Below are 16,035 nucleotides of genomic sequence, written 5' to 3'. Positions count from 1 at the left end.
GACATCAACCCACGCGGCGAGGAAACGCAAGGCGCATCCCCATCCGCAACGGACACGCCCACGTCCGTGGAAACAAACGGGCATCCACTAAAACCAAAGTAAAGAAACAAAGTATCAACCGCCCGACAAAGGACCATCCACCCTTTTGACGGCAAAAAACAAGAACAGTTTATGAACAAGAACATCTTGAAAAACAGAAAAGCAATCCTCTCCGCGGCACTTGTCATCGCCGCAACCGCCTCCGCTTTCGCGCAGGGAAACGGCATCGCGGGCATCAACGAAGCCACCTCTATGGTGAGTTCTTATTTCGACCCCGGAACTAAACTGATATACGCCATCGGTGCAGTCGTCGGGCTTATCGGGGGCGTAAAAGTGTACGGCAAGTTTTCATCGGGCGACCCCGACACCAGCAAGACAGCCGCCTCGTGGTTCGGCGCGTGCATCTTCCTGATTGTTGCCGCCACCATCCTGCGCTCATTCTTCCTTTAATAAATAATGTATGGCTGAATACCCAATCAACAAGGGTATCGGCCGTCCGGTAGAGTTCAAGGGCTTGAAGGCACAGTACCTCTTCATCTTCTGCGGAGGTCTGCTGGCTCTCTTCGTCCTGTTCGTCATCCTCTACATGGTCGGTATCGACCAGTGGATATGTATCGGCTTCGGCGCGGCATCGTCCTCCCTCCTTGTATGGCAGACCTTCGCGCTGAACGCCCGGTACGGTGAACACGGGCTGATGAAATTAGGAGCGGCACGGAGCCATCCCCGATACCTTATCAACCGGCGGCGGATAACCCGTCTGTTCAAACGACAACGAAAGGAAGAAAGACAATGAGGAATACATCGAAAATGACAACACTGGAAAACAGGTTCCCACTTTTAGCGGTGGAGCATGGCTGCATCATCTCAAAGGACGCCGACATCACGGTGGCTTTCGAGGTGGAACTACCGGAACTTTACACCGTGACGGGTGCGGAGTACGAGGCGATACACAGTTGCTGGTGCAAGGCTATCAAGGTGCTGCCGGACTACTCCGTCGTCCACAAACAGGACTGGTTCATCAAGGAACGCTACAAACCGGAGCTTCAGAAGGACGACATGAGCTTTTTAAGCCGCTCTTTCGAGCGTCACTTCAACGAGCGTCCGTACCTGAAACACACCTGCTACCTCTACCTGACCAAGACAACAAAGGAGCGTAACCGGATGCAGAGCAATTTCAGCACGCTGTGCCGGGGACATATCATCCCGAAGGAGCTGGACAGGGAAACCACGACCAAGTTCTTGGAAGCCTGCGAACAGTTCGAGCGCATCATGAACGACAGCGGGCTTGTCAGGCTGCGCCGCCTCTCCACCGATGAGATTGTGGGTACTGAGGGAAAGACGGGACTTATTGAACGCTACTTCTCGCTCATGCCGGAAGGTGACACCACCTTGCAGGACATCGAGCTTTCGGCAAGGGAGATGCGCATCGGCGACAACCGCCTGTGTCTGCACACCCTCTCCGACGCGGAAGACCTGCCGGGCAAGGTGGCTACCGACACCCGTTACGAGAAGCTCTCCACCGACCGGAGTGACTGCCGACTGTCATTCGCCTCCCCGGTGGGGCTTCTGCTCTCCTGCAACCATATCTACAACCAGTATGTGCTGATAGACAACAGTGAGGAAACCTTGCAGAAGTTCGAGAAGTCCGCCCGTAACATGCAGTCGCTATCTCGCTATTCAAGGAGCAACAGCATCAACCGCGAGTGGATAGACCAATACCTGAACGAAGCCCATTCCTACGGACTGACCTCGGTACGGGCACACTTCAACGTCATGGCGTGGAGCGACGATGCGGAGGAACTGAAGCATATCAAGAACGACGTGGGCAGCCAGTTGGCAAGCATGGAATGCGTGCCGCGCCACAACACCATCGACTGCCCGACACTCTACTGGGCGGCGATACCCGGCAATGCGGCGGACTTCCCGGCGGAAGAGAGTTTCCACACCTTCATCGAACAGGCGGTGTGCCTGTTCACAGAGGAAACCAACTACCGCAGCTCGCTCTCGCCCTTCGGCATCAAGATGGTGGACAGGCTCACGGGAAAACCGCTGCACCTTGACATCTCCGACCTGCCCATGAAGCGAGGTATCACGACCAACCGCAACAAGTTCGTGCTGGGTCCTTCGGGCAGCGGCAAGTCTTTCTTCATGAACCACCTCGTGCGCCAATATTATGAGCAAGGCGCACATGTGGTATTGGTGGACACGGGAAACTCCTATCAGGGCTTGTGCGGCATGATCCGACGCAAGACAGGCGGAGCGGACGGTGTGTATTTCACCTACACGGAAGATAAGCCCATCAGCTTCAACCCGTTCTACACCGACGATTACATCTTCGACGTGGAGAAGAAGGACAGCATCAAGACCCTGTTGCTGACGCTCTGGAAGTCGGAGGACGACAAGGTGACAAAGACGGAGAGCGGCGAGCTGGGCAGTGCCGTGAGTGCCTATATTGAGCGCATCCAATCCGACCGTAGCATCGTGCCGTCGTTCAACACCTTCTACGAGTATATGCGTGACGACTACCGCAAGGAACTGGCACAGCGTGACATCAAGGTGGAGAAGTCCGACTTCAACATCGACAACATGCTCACCACCATGCGGCAGTATTACCGGGGCGGGCGTTACGATTTCCTGCTCAACTCCACGGAGAACATCGACCTGCTCGGCAAGCGGTTCATCGTCTTCGAGATAGATTCGATTAAAGAAAACCGCGAACTGTTCCCCGTCGTGACCATCATCATCATGGAAGCCTTCATCAACAAGATGCGGCGGCTGAAAGGCGTGCGGAAACAGCTTATCGTGGAAGAGGCTTGGAAGGCCCTCTCATCGGCGAACATGGCTGAATATCTGCGCTATATGTATAAGACGGTCAGAAAATATTACGGCGAGGCAATCGTGGTGACGCAGGAGGTGGACGACATTATCAGTTCTCCGGTGGTCAAAGAGAGCATTATCAACAACTCGGATTGTAAAATCCTGCTTGACCAAAGGAAATATATGAACAAGTTCGACCAGATACAGGCGTTGCTCGGACTGACGGAAAAGGAGAAGTCGCAGATACTCTCCATCAACATGGCGAACAACCCTTCACGGCTCTACAAGGAGGTGTGGATAGGCTTGGGCGGCACGCAGTCGGCGGTCTATGCCACGGAGGTCAGCGCGGAAGAGTATCTGGCGTACACCACCGAGGAAACGGAAAAAGTGGAGGTTTACCGTCTGGCGGAGAAGCTGGGCGACGACATCGAAGCCGCCATCCGGCAGCTTGCCGAAAGGCGGAGAAACAAGGAATAACTAAAAAACAGAATGTATCAACCAAAAAAGAAAAACGCGTATGAATTTACCAAAAGTGAAAATGCTGCAAGTCAGCAAGTGCCTTATCGGATTGGCGGTCATGATGCTGCAATCCTGCGACGTGGCCGACAACCGCCGCGACATGCTGTGCGGGAACTGGGAGAGCGTGGAGGGAAAACCTGACGTGCTTATCTACAAGGAGGGCGAAGCCTACAAAGTGACGGTGTTCCGTCGTAGCGGTCTGCGCCGCAAGCTCAAGCCGGAAACCTATCTCTTGCAGGAGGAGAACGGCAACCTGTTCATGAACACCGGCTTCCGCATCGACGTGTCCTACAACGAGGCCACGGATGTGCTGACTTTCTCGCCAAACGGGGACTATGTGCGGGTGAAGCCGCAGCCGGGACATCCGACCGAAGAATAACAACCACTAAAATCCAAAGTAACATGAGAACAAGAATAACAATGATTATCTGCCTGTGCCTGCTTTTCGCGGGCAGGGCAAGCGCACAGTGGGTCGTAAGCGATCCGGGCAATCTAGCGCAGGGCATCATCAATGCCTCCAAAAACATCATCCATACCTCCAAGACCGCCACGAACATGGTGAGCAACTTTCAGGAGACGGTGAAAATCTATCAGCAGGGCAAGAAGTATTACGATGCCCTCAAATCGGTGAACAATCTGGTCAAGGACGCCCGCAAGGTGCAGCAGACCATCCTGATGGTGGGCGACATCACAGACATCTATGTGAACAGTTTCCAACGGATGCTCCGTGACGGGAATTTCAGACCCGAAGAGCTTTCCGCAATCGCTTTCGGCTACACGAAACTGCTGGAGGAAAGCAACGAAGTGTTGACGGAACTCAGGAACGTGGTGAACATCACCACGCTCTCCATGACCGACAAGGAGCGCATGGACGTGGTGGAACGCTGCCACTCGAAGATGAAGCGTTACCGCAACCTCGTGAGCTACTACACGAACAAGAACATCTCCGTGAGTTACCTGCGTGCGAAAAAGAAGAACGACCTCGACCGCATCATGGGGCTGTACGGGAACATGAACGAAAGATACTGGTAGCCTATGAAGTTCGACAACCTTCATCAGATTTTACGTTCACTTTATGAGCAGATGATGCCGCTGTGTGGGGACATGGCTGGTGTGGCGAAAGGCATCGCCGGGCTGGGTGCGCTGTTCTACGTCGCCTACCGGGTATGGCAGTCGCTGGCGAGAGCTGAACCGATAGACGTATTCCCGATGCTCCGTCCTTTTGCCATCGGTCTGTGCATCATGTTCTTCCCGACTGTGGTGCTGGGCACGATAAACAGCATCCTCTCACCCGTCGTACAGGGCACGGCAAAGATGCTGGAGGCGGAAACGCTGGACATGAACCGATACCGGGAGCAGAAGGACAAACTGGAATACGAGGCGATGGTACGCAACCCCGAAACCGCCTACCTCGTGTCCAACGAGGAATTTGACAAGCAACTGGAGGAACTCGGCTGGTCGCCCTCCGACATGGTGACGATGGCGGGAATGTATATCGACCGGGGAATGTACAACATGAAGAAGAGCATCCGCGACTTCTTCCGCGAGATACTCGAACTGCTGTTCCAAGCCGCCGCCCTCGTGATAGACACCGTCCGCACCTTCTTTCTCGTGGTGCTGGCGATTCTCGGTCCGATAGCCTTCGCCCTGTCGGTATGGGACGGTTTCCAAAACACGCTCACGCAGTGGATATGCCGCTATATACAGGTCTATCTGTGGCTACCGGTATCGGACATGTTCAGCACCATACTGGCGAAGATACAGGTTCTGATGCTGCAAAACGACATCGAGCGGATGCAGGCAGACCCGAACTTCTCGCTGGATTCGAGCGACGGGGTGTATATCGTATTCCTCTGCATCGGCATCATCGGCTACTTTACCATTCCCACCGTTGCGGGCTGGATTATCCAAGCCGGAGGCATGGGCGGTTACGGTCGCAACGTGAACCAGATGGCGGGACGAGCCGGAAGCATGGCGGGCAGCGTGGCGGGTGCAGCCGCAGGAAACGCAGTCGGACGTGTCGGCAAATTGCTGAAATAATCAATGTGCAATCATAAATTGGAAAATATAAATGGAATTCAAATCACTTAGAAACATCGAATCGTCGTTCAGGCAGATACGCCTGTTCGGTATCGTCTTCCTCTCGCTGTGCGCCGTGGTGACGGTGTGGAGCGTGTGGAACTCCTACCGTTTCGCAGAGAAGCAACGGGAGAAAATCTATGTGCTGGACAACGGCAAGAGCCTGATGCTCGCCTTGTCTCAGGATTTGTCGCAGAACCGCCCGGCGGAGGCACGGGAACATGTGCGCCGTTTCCACGAGATGTTCTTCACGCTATCACCTGAAAAAAGCGCGATTGAACACAACGTGAAACGTGCCTTGCTGCTGGCGGACAAGAGCGTGTACCACTATTATTCGGACTTCGCGGAGAAGGGGTACTACAACCGCATCATCGCCGGGAACATCAACCAAGTGCTGAAGGTGGACAGCGTGGTGTGCGACTTCAACGCCTATCCCTACCGTGCCGTGACCTACGCCACACAGAAAATCATCCGGCAGAGCAACGTCACCGAGCGCAGCCTCGTGACCACCTGCCGCCTGCTGAACGCATCGCGGTCGGATGACAACCCGAACGGTTTTACCATCGAGGGTTTCACCATCATTGAGAACAAGGATTTACAGACTATCAAACGGTAACAGGACATGAAAAGTATCAGAAAATCAATGTGGGGCATGTATTGGAAACTCCACGACAAACGGAAACGCTTGGCGGCAAGTCTCAAAGGGTATCTGGACGGCTTGCCGCCGGAAACACGCCGCCGCATCGTGCTGGGGATGTTCGCCGCCTTCGCGGTGCTTGCCCTTTACACCTTCGGCAGAGCCGTCTATGACATCGGCAGGAACGACGGCTCACATATGGAAACGGGACACGCCGGACGGGTGGAACTGCCGACCCCGGCGGAAACAGGCAATCACTTAACACCTTATTTATATGGAACAGACAAAGAATGAACCGACGAAAGAGAACAAAGCTGCTCCCGAAACGGGGAAACCGAAAAAGGAGCGCGAACCGCTGACAGAGGCGCAACGGCTGAAACGGCAGAAGATGATCGTGCTGCCCGCTATGGTGTTGGTGTTCATCGGGGCGATGTGGCTGATATTCGCCCCGTCCTCCGGCAAGGAGCAACCGCCGGGAACGGACGGATACAACACCGAGATGCCCGACGCTGACAAGGCGAACCGGCAGATTATCGGCGACAAGCTGAAAGCCTACGAGCATGGGGAGATGGAAGAGCGTCAGGAGAGCCGCAACCGTGCCATCGGGCAGCTGGGCGACATGTTCGACCGCGAGATAGCGGGAACGGAGAACGGAGTGGACTTCGACCTCGCCAATCCGGGCGGCAAGGAAGAAAGGGCAAAGCCAGCCACGCCGCAGACCATCCAGTCCTCCGCAGCCGCCTACCGTGACCTGAACGCCACGCTCGGAAACTTCTACGACCAGCCGAAAAACGACAATGCGGAGATGGACGAATTGTTGGAGCGCATCGCATCGCTGGAGTCGGAACTGGAAAGCGAGAGGGGCAAGGCTTCCTCTATGGACGAGCAGGTGGCTCTTATGGAGAAGTCCTACGAGCTGGCGGCAAAGTACATGGGCGGTCAGAACGGAGGACAGCCATCGGCGGAACAGAGGGCAGAGCCAACTACCGTGCAGAAAGGGAAGAAGAACAAGGCAATGCCTATCAGACAGGTGGAGCATCAAGTAGTTTCTTCACTCTCACAGCCTATGAGTAACGCGGAGTTTGTCGCCGCCTTATCGCAGGAACGCAACCGGGGTTTCAACACGGCTGTCGGCACGGCGGAGGTATTGGACAGGAACACCATACCGGCGTGCGTGCATGGGGCGCAGAGCGTGACGGACGGGCAGACGGTAAGGCTGCGCCTGCTGGAGCCTATGGCGGTGGCAGGCAGGACAATACCCCGGGGTGCGGTGGTGGTCGGCACGGGCAAGATACAGGGTGAGCGGCTCGACATCGAGATTACCTCGCTGGAATACGACGGCACGATTATCCCCGTGGAGCTTGCGGTCTATGACACGGACGGACAGCCCGGCATCTTCATCCCGAACTCGATGGAGATGAACGCCGTCCGGGAGGTCGCCGCCAACATGGGCGGCTCGCTGGGAAGCAGCATCAACATCTCCACCAATGCCGGGGCGCAGCTCGCCTCCGACTTGGGCAAGGGGCTGATACAAGGCACGAGCCAGTACATCGCCAAAAAGATGCGAACCGTCAAGGTGCATCTGAAAGCCGGGTACAGGGTCATGCTTTACCAAGAAAAATATTGAAAACAATAAAAATTACCACTAAAATCCAAAAGTAATGAGAAAAGTAATCATCATGTTTGCCCTCGCTATGGGCATCATAACTGCCAACGCGCAGGAGAATGTAACCGTTGAAACGACCAACGGAAGTGAACAACCGACCTTGACGAAGGAGGTCTATCCGCAGAAGGAGGCGGACGGCGACCTATATCACGGGCTGTCACGCAAGCTGACCTTCGACCGCATGATACCGCCGCACGGTCTGGAAGTGACCTACGACAAGACCGTCCACGTCATTTTTCCGGCGGAGGTGCGCTATGTCGATTTAGGCTCGCCCGACCTGATTGCCGGGAAAGCCGACGGAGCGGAGAACATCATCCGTGTGAAGGCTACCGTAAGGAATTTTCCCAACGAAACGAATATGTCCGTCATCACGGAGGACGGCAGTTTCTACACCTTCAACGTGAAGTACGCCGCCGAACCGCTGTTGCTCAACGTGGAGATGTGCGACTTCATCCATGACGGCAGCACGGTGAACCGCCCGAACAACGCGCAGGAAATCTATCTGAAAGAGCTGGGCAGCGAAAGCCCGATGCTGGTGCGCCTTATCATGAAGTCCATCCACAAACAGAACAAGCGCGAGGTGAAGCATATCGGCTGCAAGCGTTTCGGCATCCAATACCTGTTGAAAGGCATCTACACGCACAACGGCTTGCTTTATTTCCACACGGAGATAAAGAACCAGAGCAACGTGCCTTTCGATGTGGACTACATCACTTGGAAAATCGTGGACAAGAAGGTTGCGAAGCGTACTGCCGTGCAGGAGCAGATTATTCTGCCGCTCCGCGCGCAGAACTACGCCACCCTCGTGCCGGGCAAAAAGAGCGAGCGCACGGTCTTCACGATGGCGAAGTTCACCATCCCCGATGACAAGTGCCTCGTGGTGGAATTGAACGAGAAGAACGGCGGCCGTCACCAGTCCTTCGTGATTGAGAACGAGGATTTGGTACGCGCGGGTACCATCAACGAACTTCAAGTACGCTGACCATGAGAAAGTACATCGCAATAATCATCGCGTCGCTTGCCCTTTTTACAGGGCAGGCGCACGCCCAGCGGTGTCTGCCGAAGATGCAGGGCATCGAGGTGAGGGCGGACATGGCGGACGGCTTCAATCTCGGCGGCAAGGACGGCGGGTACAGCTTCGGGGCGGCTCTCTCCACCTACACGAAGAAGGGGAACAAGTGGGTGTTCGGTGGCGAATACCTGTTGAAGAACAATCCCTACAAGGACACCAAGATACCCGTGGCGCAGTTCACGGCGGAGGGCGGCTATTACTTCAAGATACTGTCGGACGCCCGAAAGATTGTTTTCGTCTATGCCGGGGCTTCGGCTCTCGCCGGATATGAGGCGGTAAATTGGGGGAAGAAGGTGCTGCATGACGGCTCCACGCTGCACGACCGGGACGCCTTCATCTACGGCGGTGCGCTGACGCTCGATGTGGAGTGTTACGTGGCAGACCGTATCGCCCTGCTTGCCAACCTGCGGGAGCGTTGCCTTTGGGGTGGCGACACACGGAAGTTCCACACGCAGTTCGGGGTCGGTATCAAGTTCATCATCAACTGACACGGGCATGGAAAGGACGGAAATAGATGCTGTCAGAAGGATGCCGCTTGCGGATTTTCTCGCACGGCTGGGGCATGAGCCTGTCAGAAGGAGCGGTAACGAGCTGTGGTATCTTGCCCCGTACAGGGGCGAGCGCACATCCTCTTTCCGTGTGAACGTGGCGAAACAGCTCTGGTACGACTTCGGTTTGGGCAAGGGCGGCGACATCTTCACGCTTGCCGGGGAGTTTCTGCAAAGCGATGACTTCATGAAGCAAGCGAAGTTCATAGCGGAAGCCGCCAATATGACGGTTGCCGGATGGGAAAAGCCCGTCTATCTCTCGAAGCCGACCGAATCCGTTTTTGAGGATGTGGAGGTCGCTCCGCTGCTCCGCTCACTGCTGACGGAGTATTTAGAGGAACGGGGCATCCCTTACGCCATCGCATCCCGTCACTGCTGCCGCTTGAACTACGGTGTGCGTGGGAAACGGTATTTTGCCGTTGGCTTTCCGAACATGGCAGGTGGCTATGAAGTCAGAAGCCGATATTTCAAGGGTTGCATACCTCCGAAGTCTGTATCACTGGTAAAGGCGAATGACATCCCGGCTGACGAGTGCCTCGTGTTCGAGGGCTTCATGGACTTTCTCTCTGCCGTGACGCTTGGTGTAACCGGTAACGCTGACTGTCTTGTGCTGAACTCAGTCGCCAACGTGGAGAAGGCGGCGGGATTGCTGGACGGATACGGGCGCATCGGCTGCTTCCTCGACCGTGACGAAGCCGGACGGCGGACGCTTGCCGCACTTACCATGCGATACGGGGAACGTGTCACCGACCGTTCCTCCCTCTATGACGGTTGCAAGGACTTGAACGAGTACCTGCAACTGACAACGAAAAAACAGAAAAACAACCATCTAAAAATCGAAGAACAATGAACATACTGAACAACAGAAACAAGAGAACATCAATATTCAAGGCAGTGGCGTTATGCCTGATAGCCGCCATGTCATTCACCCTCGTGTCATGTGACGATGACATGGACATCCAGCAGTCCTATCCCTTCACGGTGGAGGTCATGCCCGTGCCGAACAAGGTAGTAAAGGGGCAGACAGTGGAAATCCGCTGTGAACTGAAAAAGGAGGGCGACTTTTCGGGTACGCTCTATACCATCCGCTATTTCCAGTTCGAGGGGGAAGGCTCGCTCAAAATGGATAACGGCATCACCTTCCTGCCTAACGACCGCTACCTGCTGGAGAACGAAAAATTCCGCCTGTACTACACGGCGGCGGGTGATGAGGCGCATAATTTCATCGTGGTGGTGGAGGATAACTTTAGCAACTCCTACGAACTGGAATTTGACTTCAACAACAGGAATGTAAAGGACGACGATCTTACCATCGTTCCCATCGGCAACTTCAGCCCCTTGTTGAAATGATGCGTGTATTCATGACAATGCTCTGTTCACTTCTGACGGTCTGTTCTGTGTCCGCGCAGATCAGCCGCCAAGAGGGAACGGACGGGCAGGCGGCAATCTACCGACTGCCGCTTATGGAACGTGCTTTTTTATGCTGCCGCTACTTTGAAGGCTGGCACTCAGAAAAACACTACCCATACGTCGGTTGGGGTCACAAACTTTTGCCAAACGAGAAGTATTCGGCACGAACCATGACAAAACGGGATGCGGATGAACTTTTGCGGAAAGACCTGCGCAAATTTGTCGCCATGTTCCGTAAATTCGGGGTTGATTCGATTTTGCTTGGCACGTTAGCTTACAATGTGGGACCGGCGAAGCTGTTAGGCAGCAAAACAATCCCCAAAAGCACCTTAATCAAGAAGCTGGAAGCTGGTGACAGGAACATCTACCGTGAGTATATAGCCTTCTGCAACTACAAAGGAAAACGCCACGCCATGCTGCTCAAACGGAGAAAGGCGGAGTTTGCGCTGTTGTATATCCCATAAAAGGACTGACAAAACTGGCAAAAGACGTGCCATATTTAACTTGGCACGTCTTTTGCTCTATCACTTGATAGATTATCGTAGGATTTTCTCGTTAATTGACATCGTTGAGCCATTTTTGCCTATCGGTTTCCAAATAACACTTCAAGTTGTAAGTGTTGTGAGAGCAATACAAAACATAGTTATTAACCATAAAAAGTATAGCGAAATTATGAAGAAAGTATTTAGGAAAATTCAGAAAGGAACAACAAAAATGATTGAACGTATCAAATCGTTGGGGGAAATGGAGACGAAGCAGAAATGTGTAGTTCAACGGTTCGAGATTATCATTCCCCTCCACCAAAAAATAACGACCCAATATATAGCCTCCGCAAGTTTTACTTGCGGATTTTTTAGTTATCGCAGATTGGACAAAGGTTTCTTTGCTACTTTCTTTGTCCGCCATCATGCTCACTGAAAGAAAGTAGGGCGGCTCTCGCCGCCCCGCCACTCAAAAGCGTGTGTAAAGTCCCGTCACCATCGTGAACATTTCCTCCAGCATATCAAAATAGATACCCTCGTGTACGGCAATGTCCTTTGTCTTGCACTCAAAGGTCTTTTTGCTGAACGTCCTGCGGTAGAAGCGCATATTGTAGAGGTCTGCCCCTTCGTCATAGATGATGTCAAGGCGGTTGGCACTTGTTTTGTTCCTTGCAAGGCTCATCCGTAAGCCGTTGCCCATATCTATGAAATCACGGCTACCTGTCATGGCGGTGAAGCGTTTTCCGCCTATCTGCTGTAATATCGTCTTGGCTATCATATCTTTTGTTTTTAGGGTTTTAAGTATTGGCGGTGCGGACACCGCCATCCCGTTCAAAATTCTCGCATTTCGGAAATGGGGGTCTGCCGTTGTAGCCACTCTTTCACACATTCCATATTGTACTCGCTCGTGATGACTGCCGTATGGCTGTCGGTGGCGGTGAAACGTGTGCTTTCGTAATCATCTATCCACCCCTTGAGGGTGTCCGTTCCCCACGCTCCGGTATCGTCAAAGATACCGTCCAATGCCGTGATAGGTTCGCTGAACTTGACTATCAGCGTTTGATAGGTCGTGTTCATAGTCTGTCCTCCTTTCCCTTCTTTGCGTTCAGCCACTTGTCCCGTGCGGCTCGGCACTCGTCCAACGTGGGTTTGACACAAGAGAACAATTCTCTGTCTATGGGGTGGCGGTAGTCGTACTGCACAAGTGTCCGCCTGCGTCTTCCGATACCCGATTGGAAACGCTCGTATTTCTCCGTACCTGCTTCCGCGCAGGTGCTTACTCCGTTGATGGTCATTCGTGTTGTCATAATGTTGCTTTTTAGATGGTTAAAAATGTACTGACAGAACTCTGTTCTTCATCACCATTTCGGGGTTGCTTGTGTAGCGTTGGTGCAGGTAGAAATGGTGTGAGCCGAAGCCGTAAAGGAAAAACTTGTCAAGTTCGTGCTTCTCGGCAAACTCCTTTACGCTCTTTCTCAATTCCCCCTCACTCGTTGTGAGAGTGAGGAGGTTCACAAATTCAAGGAACATCGTGGGGATTGCATCATCCCACACACAAATCATACTTTCAATTCTTACTTCCATATCAATGTTGTTTTAGGGGTTATGCTATGCCGCTTTCATCCGCTCACGGATAAGGTTGGCGTTCTTGTTCACAAGGTCTATGATGCGCTCGTGATATTCGGTGTCCTGGTTGTGCTTGCCGTGGCACTGCACCACTTCGAGGGTTCGCAAGTCCACCTCTACGGTTTCAATAATCTCATCGCCAATCCTTGCCGATAGTATGAGGGTGTCGGCTTTCTTGTAGTATCCACTGCCAAACACGCAGATGCCCTGCGTCTTGCCCTCGTTGTAATACTCGTCTATGCTTTCAAGCACCTTGACGATTATTTCCTCGTCCGTGATTACCAAGCCGAAGAATTTGGATTTGTTGGCGATGAAATCCTCCGCATCTTTCTTTCGTTGGAGTTGTCGCTGTTGCTCACGCTCACGCCTTTCAATCTCCCAACGGCGTTGCTCTGCGGCTCTTTCCTTCTCGTGTATGGCTTCAATTTTTCGGGTTGCGTTGTCGTGTGCCGCCATGAAATCTTCGGGACAGATGTTCTTCGGGTTACGGAGGTCTTGACCGAGTTTTTTGAGCATACGCAGATAGTCGCACCACATTGAGAGGTTGTCTATCTGATACTTGTGACGCTTGGCAATCAGATATGATGCCCAACATTCATCGGCAGTACGGGTATTGAAAAGAAAGTGTTTCATGACCTCAATCTCACCGCCTTTCATAAGGGTTTCAATTCTTGGGTCTGAAAGCAAGGCTTTGAAAAGACGCACGGGGGAGATGCCGTGGAAATCGCCCTTGAAGCCGTTACGTCTGAGTTGGGGCAATATCCTCATCTTTGGATATGCACAGCTTCTTGCCACCACATCATCGTATAGGCTGTTGTGCGGTCTTACCTCCATATCGCTGCCTAATGCCCACACATCGCAATAGCAGAAAAGGAAGCCACGGAGCAACGCCATGTCCGTAACCTTGCCGTCGGGTGAAATCCAACGCTGCACGACCTCGTGGCAGTAGAAACGCATCGGTTCGCCTTTCCTGCTCTCGCATCTGACCTGCGCCACGCGGATTACCTGATACCCTTTGCAGGTGGTTATCACGCTGAAATTCTGCGTTTCCTTGTAGATGCGTCTGCGTGTGTCCTGCACTTTGAGTTCGGCATGGCATTTGGGGCAGGTGCAGCCTTCAAGGGTGTCGCATAGTCCGCTGTCGCTGTGCCACTCGTGACCGCAGTCGGAACAGGTGATGTTCCCTTTCTTGGTGCGGTAGCCGATATGCTCAACGCAGTGGCGGTATGCCCAATCTATTTGTGTCGCTGATATGGGGCGAAGGTTGGCGGAAAGTCTTGCCACCTCTTTCTGTATCTTGGTCTTCGGTTTCATAAGCCTAAATCAAATAATGAGGGTTGGGGTTGGTTTTCTTTTCTCGCTGACGGTCTGTGGCGGTTCTGCAACTTGCGGAGTTCCTCCTCTTGGTATTTGCGGACAGCGTTCTGACGTGCCTCCGCCTTTTCCTCTGCCGTGAGTTTCACAACGTGGTTCACAACCACTTGGCAGTCCATCGGTTTGCCCACCTCTATCTCGTTTTCCTCATAGTAGTGGATGGCTTGCCCGAATATCTCTCCGTCCGTGAAACCGTTGCAACCGCTTTTCTGCACATAGTTCAGAATGTGGGTCACGCACTCGTCCATGTTCTTGGCAGGGTTGCGGTACTTCTTTGCAAATAGCGCATCTTCCTCCGCACGCTGTTCCAAGTACATATATATCGTTCTCTTGAAATGGTCTGTTCCTTTCATATCGCTGTCATTTTTAGATTATCTGTTTCAGTATCTCTCTCCAATAGGTCGGCTCTACCTCGCTGAGAAGGAAGTCCATGAAATCCCTCCGTGCGTCCTTGTTCAGTTCGTGGTACAATCTTCGGAAAGTTTCAAAATTGCCGTTGATGTACGTTTCCACCATATACACGAAGATGTTGTCCACCTCGTAATATCTGCACTGCTGCGCTGCCGTCTTGCTGTTTCTTTTTGCCATGTCGGTAAGGGTTAAAGGGTGAATAACCAAAGGATGAAGCCAAAGAAGGCAATGGTGGAAAGGATAGCCACGATTACACCTATCGCCACTCGGAACACTCCGTTTACAATCTCTCTGATGATGCCCCAAAGGATGCCGAACACCCCGAAGGCGGTGCGCATCATCAAGCCGCATATCGCCAACCCGATGTGTTGCGCCATTTGTCTGAAATTTGCCGTTGCCGTCATATCTTCGCTGTTTTTGATTTTTTTGTTTTTAATGCGGATTCAAGAGCTGAGGGAGTTGAGTTTCAAACTATCTTATCTGCCTCTCGTTTATCCGACATTTTTTTTATGCGTCTTTCTGTCGCATCGGTCGTTTTCGTTTCGGGTGCTTGAAAAGGTAGGGATTAGGGAATGCAAGGTTTTTCGGTCAAAATACTACCCGCAGGGCTGGAGATTTTTACCGAAAACAGGAGGCTTGACCTTGCTTTCCCGTCCAATCCCGGAATTACCTTTGCGCCCAGAACGAAAATGACTGACTGATGCGGCTTACTGAAAGGCGCAAAATGGAGGTAAACGAAAACAGAGGCAGATTGTGTAGAAAAAAACTTCAGGGGAAAATCCGTAAAAAAAAGAATCACCAAAAGGAAAAAGACATCACCGGAAGCGTGAAAAGGGCAAACCACAACAAAGGAAGTATGATTGTTTCCGATCCGACGGAACTTGTTCAGCCGGGTGGCAACAATCATTCTTCCCGGTTTGTCCGGCTGTGTGTGGGCGCCTGTTTCATTCATGGGGCAGGCTGACACACTCTGCATTCACTTTCCGCTTCCGGCAAAAGAGACAGCGAAAAAAGAAAAATCATTTGAAAACCCGTAAAAGCATCTCTTGGCATAGGCGCAAAAGAAAGGGGCATTGCTTCATCTGTCTAAACATCGTTTAGGCGTGAGGCAATGCCCTTTTCTCCAGCTATGCGGTAGTCGGCACACGTTTGTTCCAAACTCGTTTTGGGCAATGGTGTGCCGACGGACAATACCGCTTTTACGGAAAATTCTTATGAATGAGGGGATAAAAAACGGGAGTTTATATCAAAATCTCGAATTAAATAGCTACTTTTGCATACGAAGAGTTCTTTGAAGGTTACGCAACGCGCAGAAGGATAATGCAGTAGATAACTAACTAAATCGTAACCTATTA

General features: G+C 52.6%; 25 protein-coding genes. 16 read left to right on the top strand and 9 right to left on the bottom strand.

Features of this window, described 5'->3' with window-relative positions; translation table 11 throughout:
* Positions 1 to 171 precede the first annotated feature (171 nt).
* From HMPREF1640_RS02380 to HMPREF1640_RS13905, 15 genes are all read left to right on the top strand, one after another.
* Positions 172 to 489 (top strand): DUF4134 domain-containing protein, encoded by a 318-nt coding sequence (locus HMPREF1640_RS02380; protein ID WP_002560983.1) that lies wholly within the window; start codon positions 172 to 174, stop codon positions 487 to 489.
* Between the two features lie 10 nt (positions 490 to 499).
* Positions 500 to 832 (top strand): DUF4133 domain-containing protein, encoded by a 333-nt coding sequence (locus HMPREF1640_RS02375; RefSeq protein ID WP_004291514.1) that lies wholly within the window; start codon positions 500 to 502, stop codon positions 830 to 832.
* A complete protein-coding gene (locus HMPREF1640_RS02370; RefSeq protein WP_004291515.1) occupies positions 829 to 3,333 on the top strand; it encodes a TraG family conjugative transposon ATPase in 2,505 nt (834 codons plus the stop codon). The genes HMPREF1640_RS02375 and HMPREF1640_RS02370 overlap by 4 nt, the downstream gene beginning before the upstream one ends.
* Before the next feature lie 40 nt (positions 3,334 to 3,373).
* Entirely contained in the window at positions 3,374 to 3,754 is a 381-nt protein-coding gene (locus tag HMPREF1640_RS02365; protein WP_004291516.1) for a DUF3876 domain-containing protein, read from the top strand.
* Between the two features lie 23 nt (positions 3,755 to 3,777).
* Positions 3,778 to 4,407 carry a DUF4141 domain-containing protein gene (locus HMPREF1640_RS02360; protein ID WP_004304283.1) on the top strand — a complete coding sequence of 210 codons (630 nt, stop codon included), beginning with the start codon at positions 3,778 to 3,780 and terminating at the stop codon, positions 4,405 to 4,407.
* A gap of 3 nt (positions 4,408 to 4,410) precedes the next feature.
* Positions 4,411 to 5,415: a conjugative transposon protein TraJ gene (gene traJ / locus HMPREF1640_RS02355; RefSeq protein WP_004291518.1), complete on the top strand. Its 1,005-nt coding sequence runs from the start codon at positions 4,411 to 4,413 to the stop codon at positions 5,413 to 5,415.
* Positions 5,416 to 5,446: 31 nt separating this feature from the next.
* Positions 5,447 to 6,070, top strand: coding sequence for a conjugative transposon protein TraK (traK, locus tag HMPREF1640_RS02350; protein ID WP_004291519.1), 624 nt, complete (start codon positions 5,447 to 5,449; stop codon positions 6,068 to 6,070).
* 6 nt (positions 6,071 to 6,076) lie between these two features.
* Complete coding sequence (locus tag HMPREF1640_RS13465; RefSeq protein WP_004291520.1) at positions 6,077 to 6,385, top strand: TraL conjugative transposon family protein; 309 nt, start codon at positions 6,077 to 6,079, stop codon at positions 6,383 to 6,385.
* Positions 6,366 to 7,718, top strand: coding sequence for a conjugative transposon protein TraM (gene traM, locus HMPREF1640_RS02340; RefSeq protein ID WP_004291521.1), 1,353 nt, complete (start codon positions 6,366 to 6,368; stop codon positions 7,716 to 7,718). The genes HMPREF1640_RS13465 and traM overlap by 20 nt, the downstream gene beginning before the upstream one ends.
* A gap of 34 nt (positions 7,719 to 7,752) precedes the next feature.
* Positions 7,753 to 8,739: a conjugative transposon protein TraN gene (gene traN, locus HMPREF1640_RS02335; protein ID WP_004291522.1), complete on the top strand. Its 987-nt coding sequence runs from the start codon at positions 7,753 to 7,755 to the stop codon at positions 8,737 to 8,739.
* Between the two features lie 2 nt (positions 8,740 to 8,741).
* Positions 8,742 to 9,317 (top strand): conjugal transfer protein TraO, encoded by a 576-nt coding sequence (locus HMPREF1640_RS02330; RefSeq protein ID WP_004291523.1) that lies wholly within the window; start codon positions 8,742 to 8,744, stop codon positions 9,315 to 9,317.
* 7 nt (positions 9,318 to 9,324) lie between these two features.
* Positions 9,325 to 10,227 carry a toprim domain-containing protein gene (locus HMPREF1640_RS02325; protein ID WP_004291524.1) on the top strand — a complete coding sequence of 301 codons (903 nt, stop codon included), beginning with the start codon at positions 9,325 to 9,327 and terminating at the stop codon, positions 10,225 to 10,227.
* Complete coding sequence (locus HMPREF1640_RS02320; RefSeq protein WP_004291525.1) at positions 10,224 to 10,727, top strand: DUF3872 domain-containing protein; 504 nt, start codon at positions 10,224 to 10,226, stop codon at positions 10,725 to 10,727. Before HMPREF1640_RS02325 ends, HMPREF1640_RS02320 begins: the two co-directional genes overlap by 4 nt.
* The gene (locus tag HMPREF1640_RS02315) at positions 10,724 to 11,251 is read left to right on the top strand and encodes a hypothetical protein (protein ID WP_004291526.1); all 528 of its coding nucleotides are present in this window, start codon (positions 10,724 to 10,726) and stop codon (positions 11,249 to 11,251) included. Before HMPREF1640_RS02320 ends, HMPREF1640_RS02315 begins: the two co-directional genes overlap by 4 nt.
* A 64-nt stretch (positions 11,252 to 11,315) precedes the next feature.
* On the top strand, positions 11,316 to 11,705 hold the full coding sequence (locus HMPREF1640_RS13905) for a hypothetical protein (RefSeq protein WP_004291527.1): 390 nt from the start codon (positions 11,316 to 11,318) through the stop codon (positions 11,703 to 11,705).
* Positions 11,706 to 11,738: 33 nt separating this feature from the next.
* Here the strand turns inward: HMPREF1640_RS13905 and HMPREF1640_RS02305 are convergent, their stop codons facing one another.
* From HMPREF1640_RS02305 to HMPREF1640_RS13110, 9 genes are all read right to left on the bottom strand, one after another.
* On the bottom strand, positions 11,739 to 12,047 hold the full coding sequence (locus HMPREF1640_RS02305) for a hypothetical protein (protein ID WP_004304290.1): 309 nt from the start codon (positions 12,045 to 12,047) through the stop codon (positions 11,739 to 11,741).
* A gap of 53 nt (positions 12,048 to 12,100) precedes the next feature.
* Positions 12,101 to 12,403 carry a hypothetical protein gene (locus tag HMPREF1640_RS02300; protein ID WP_005783104.1) on the bottom strand — a complete coding sequence of 101 codons (303 nt, stop codon included), beginning with the start codon at positions 12,401 to 12,403 and terminating at the stop codon, positions 12,101 to 12,103.
* A complete protein-coding gene (locus HMPREF1640_RS02295) occupies positions 12,343 to 12,576 on the bottom strand; it encodes a DUF3873 domain-containing protein (protein WP_004304291.1) in 234 nt (77 codons plus the stop codon). The genes HMPREF1640_RS02300 and HMPREF1640_RS02295 overlap by 61 nt, the downstream gene beginning before the upstream one ends.
* 19 nt (positions 12,577 to 12,595) lie before the next feature.
* Complete coding sequence (locus HMPREF1640_RS02290; RefSeq protein WP_004291531.1) at positions 12,596 to 12,853, bottom strand: hypothetical protein; 258 nt, start codon at positions 12,851 to 12,853, stop codon at positions 12,596 to 12,598.
* Between the two features lie 24 nt (positions 12,854 to 12,877).
* On the bottom strand, positions 12,878 to 14,209 hold the full coding sequence (locus HMPREF1640_RS02285) for a PcfJ domain-containing protein (protein ID WP_004291532.1): 1,332 nt from the start codon (positions 14,207 to 14,209) through the stop codon (positions 12,878 to 12,880).
* Complete coding sequence (locus tag HMPREF1640_RS02280) at positions 14,206 to 14,622, bottom strand: PcfK-like family protein (protein WP_004291533.1); 417 nt, start codon at positions 14,620 to 14,622, stop codon at positions 14,206 to 14,208. Before HMPREF1640_RS02280 ends, HMPREF1640_RS02285 begins: the two co-directional genes overlap by 4 nt.
* A gap of 13 nt (positions 14,623 to 14,635) precedes the next feature.
* Positions 14,636 to 14,857: a hypothetical protein gene (locus HMPREF1640_RS02275; RefSeq protein ID WP_004291534.1), complete on the bottom strand. Its 222-nt coding sequence runs from the start codon at positions 14,855 to 14,857 to the stop codon at positions 14,636 to 14,638.
* Positions 14,858 to 14,868: 11 nt separating this feature from the next.
* A complete protein-coding gene (locus tag HMPREF1640_RS02270) occupies positions 14,869 to 15,084 on the bottom strand; it encodes a hypothetical protein (RefSeq protein WP_004291535.1) in 216 nt (71 codons plus the stop codon).
* A 161-nt stretch (positions 15,085 to 15,245) separates the two neighbouring features.
* On the bottom strand, positions 15,246 to 15,656 hold the full coding sequence (locus HMPREF1640_RS13110; RefSeq protein WP_004291538.1) for a hypothetical protein: 411 nt from the start codon (positions 15,654 to 15,656) through the stop codon (positions 15,246 to 15,248).
* A gap of 106 nt (positions 15,657 to 15,762) precedes the next feature.
* Here HMPREF1640_RS13110 and HMPREF1640_RS13900 point away from each other — a divergent pair, with 106 nt between their 5' ends.
* Positions 15,763 to 15,975: a hypothetical protein gene (locus HMPREF1640_RS13900; protein ID WP_007567577.1), complete on the top strand. Its 213-nt coding sequence runs from the start codon at positions 15,763 to 15,765 to the stop codon at positions 15,973 to 15,975.
* Positions 15,976 to 16,035: the final 60 nt, after the last annotated feature.

Origin of the sequence: Prevotella sp. S7-1-8 (assembly GCF_000758925.1) — a bacterium.
In the GTDB taxonomy this organism is placed as follows: Bacteria; Bacteroidota; Bacteroidia; order Bacteroidales; family Bacteroidaceae; genus Prevotella.
This window is presented reverse-complemented; position numbering and strand designations above follow the sequence as displayed.

Coding starts and splice junctions, on each gene's coding strand:
- HMPREF1640_RS02380 (WP_002560983.1), top strand. CDS start 172: ATGAACAAGAACATCTTGAAAAACAGAAAAGCAATCCTCTCCGCGGCA.
- HMPREF1640_RS02375 (WP_004291514.1), top strand. CDS start 500: ATGGCTGAATACCCAATCAACAAGGGTATCGGCCGTCCGGTAGAGTTC.
- HMPREF1640_RS02370 (WP_004291515.1), top strand. CDS start 829: ATGAGGAATACATCGAAAATGACAACACTGGAAAACAGGTTCCCACTT.
- HMPREF1640_RS02365 (WP_004291516.1), top strand. CDS start 3,374: ATGAATTTACCAAAAGTGAAAATGCTGCAAGTCAGCAAGTGCCTTATC.
- HMPREF1640_RS02360 (WP_004304283.1), top strand. CDS start 3,778: ATGAGAACAAGAATAACAATGATTATCTGCCTGTGCCTGCTTTTCGCG.
- traJ (WP_004291518.1), top strand. CDS start 4,411: ATGAAGTTCGACAACCTTCATCAGATTTTACGTTCACTTTATGAGCAG.
- traK (WP_004291519.1), top strand. CDS start 5,447: ATGGAATTCAAATCACTTAGAAACATCGAATCGTCGTTCAGGCAGATA.
- HMPREF1640_RS13465 (WP_004291520.1), top strand. CDS start 6,077: ATGAAAAGTATCAGAAAATCAATGTGGGGCATGTATTGGAAACTCCAC.
- traM (WP_004291521.1), top strand. CDS start 6,366: ATGGAACAGACAAAGAATGAACCGACGAAAGAGAACAAAGCTGCTCCC.
- traN (WP_004291522.1), top strand. CDS start 7,753: ATGAGAAAAGTAATCATCATGTTTGCCCTCGCTATGGGCATCATAACT.
- HMPREF1640_RS02330 (WP_004291523.1), top strand. CDS start 8,742: ATGAGAAAGTACATCGCAATAATCATCGCGTCGCTTGCCCTTTTTACA.
- HMPREF1640_RS02325 (WP_004291524.1), top strand. CDS start 9,325: ATGGAAAGGACGGAAATAGATGCTGTCAGAAGGATGCCGCTTGCGGAT.
- HMPREF1640_RS02320 (WP_004291525.1), top strand. CDS start 10,224: ATGAACATACTGAACAACAGAAACAAGAGAACATCAATATTCAAGGCA.
- HMPREF1640_RS02315 (WP_004291526.1), top strand. CDS start 10,724: ATGATGCGTGTATTCATGACAATGCTCTGTTCACTTCTGACGGTCTGT.
- HMPREF1640_RS02305 (WP_004304290.1), bottom strand. CDS start 12,047: ATGATAGCCAAGACGATATTACAGCAGATAGGCGGAAAACGCTTCACC.
- HMPREF1640_RS02295 (WP_004304291.1), bottom strand. CDS start 12,576: ATGACAACACGAATGACCATCAACGGAGTAAGCACCTGCGCGGAAGCA.
- HMPREF1640_RS02290 (WP_004291531.1), bottom strand. CDS start 12,853: ATGGAAGTAAGAATTGAAAGTATGATTTGTGTGTGGGATGATGCAATC.
- HMPREF1640_RS02285 (WP_004291532.1), bottom strand. CDS start 14,209: ATGAAACCGAAGACCAAGATACAGAAAGAGGTGGCAAGACTTTCCGCC.
- HMPREF1640_RS02280 (WP_004291533.1), bottom strand. CDS start 14,622: ATGAAAGGAACAGACCATTTCAAGAGAACGATATATATGTACTTGGAA.
- HMPREF1640_RS02275 (WP_004291534.1), bottom strand. CDS start 14,857: ATGGCAAAAAGAAACAGCAAGACGGCAGCGCAGCAGTGCAGATATTAC.
- HMPREF1640_RS02270 (WP_004291535.1), bottom strand. CDS start 15,084: ATGACGGCAACGGCAAATTTCAGACAAATGGCGCAACACATCGGGTTG.
- HMPREF1640_RS13110 (WP_004291538.1), bottom strand. CDS start 15,656: ATGCAGAGTGTGTCAGCCTGCCCCATGAATGAAACAGGCGCCCACACA.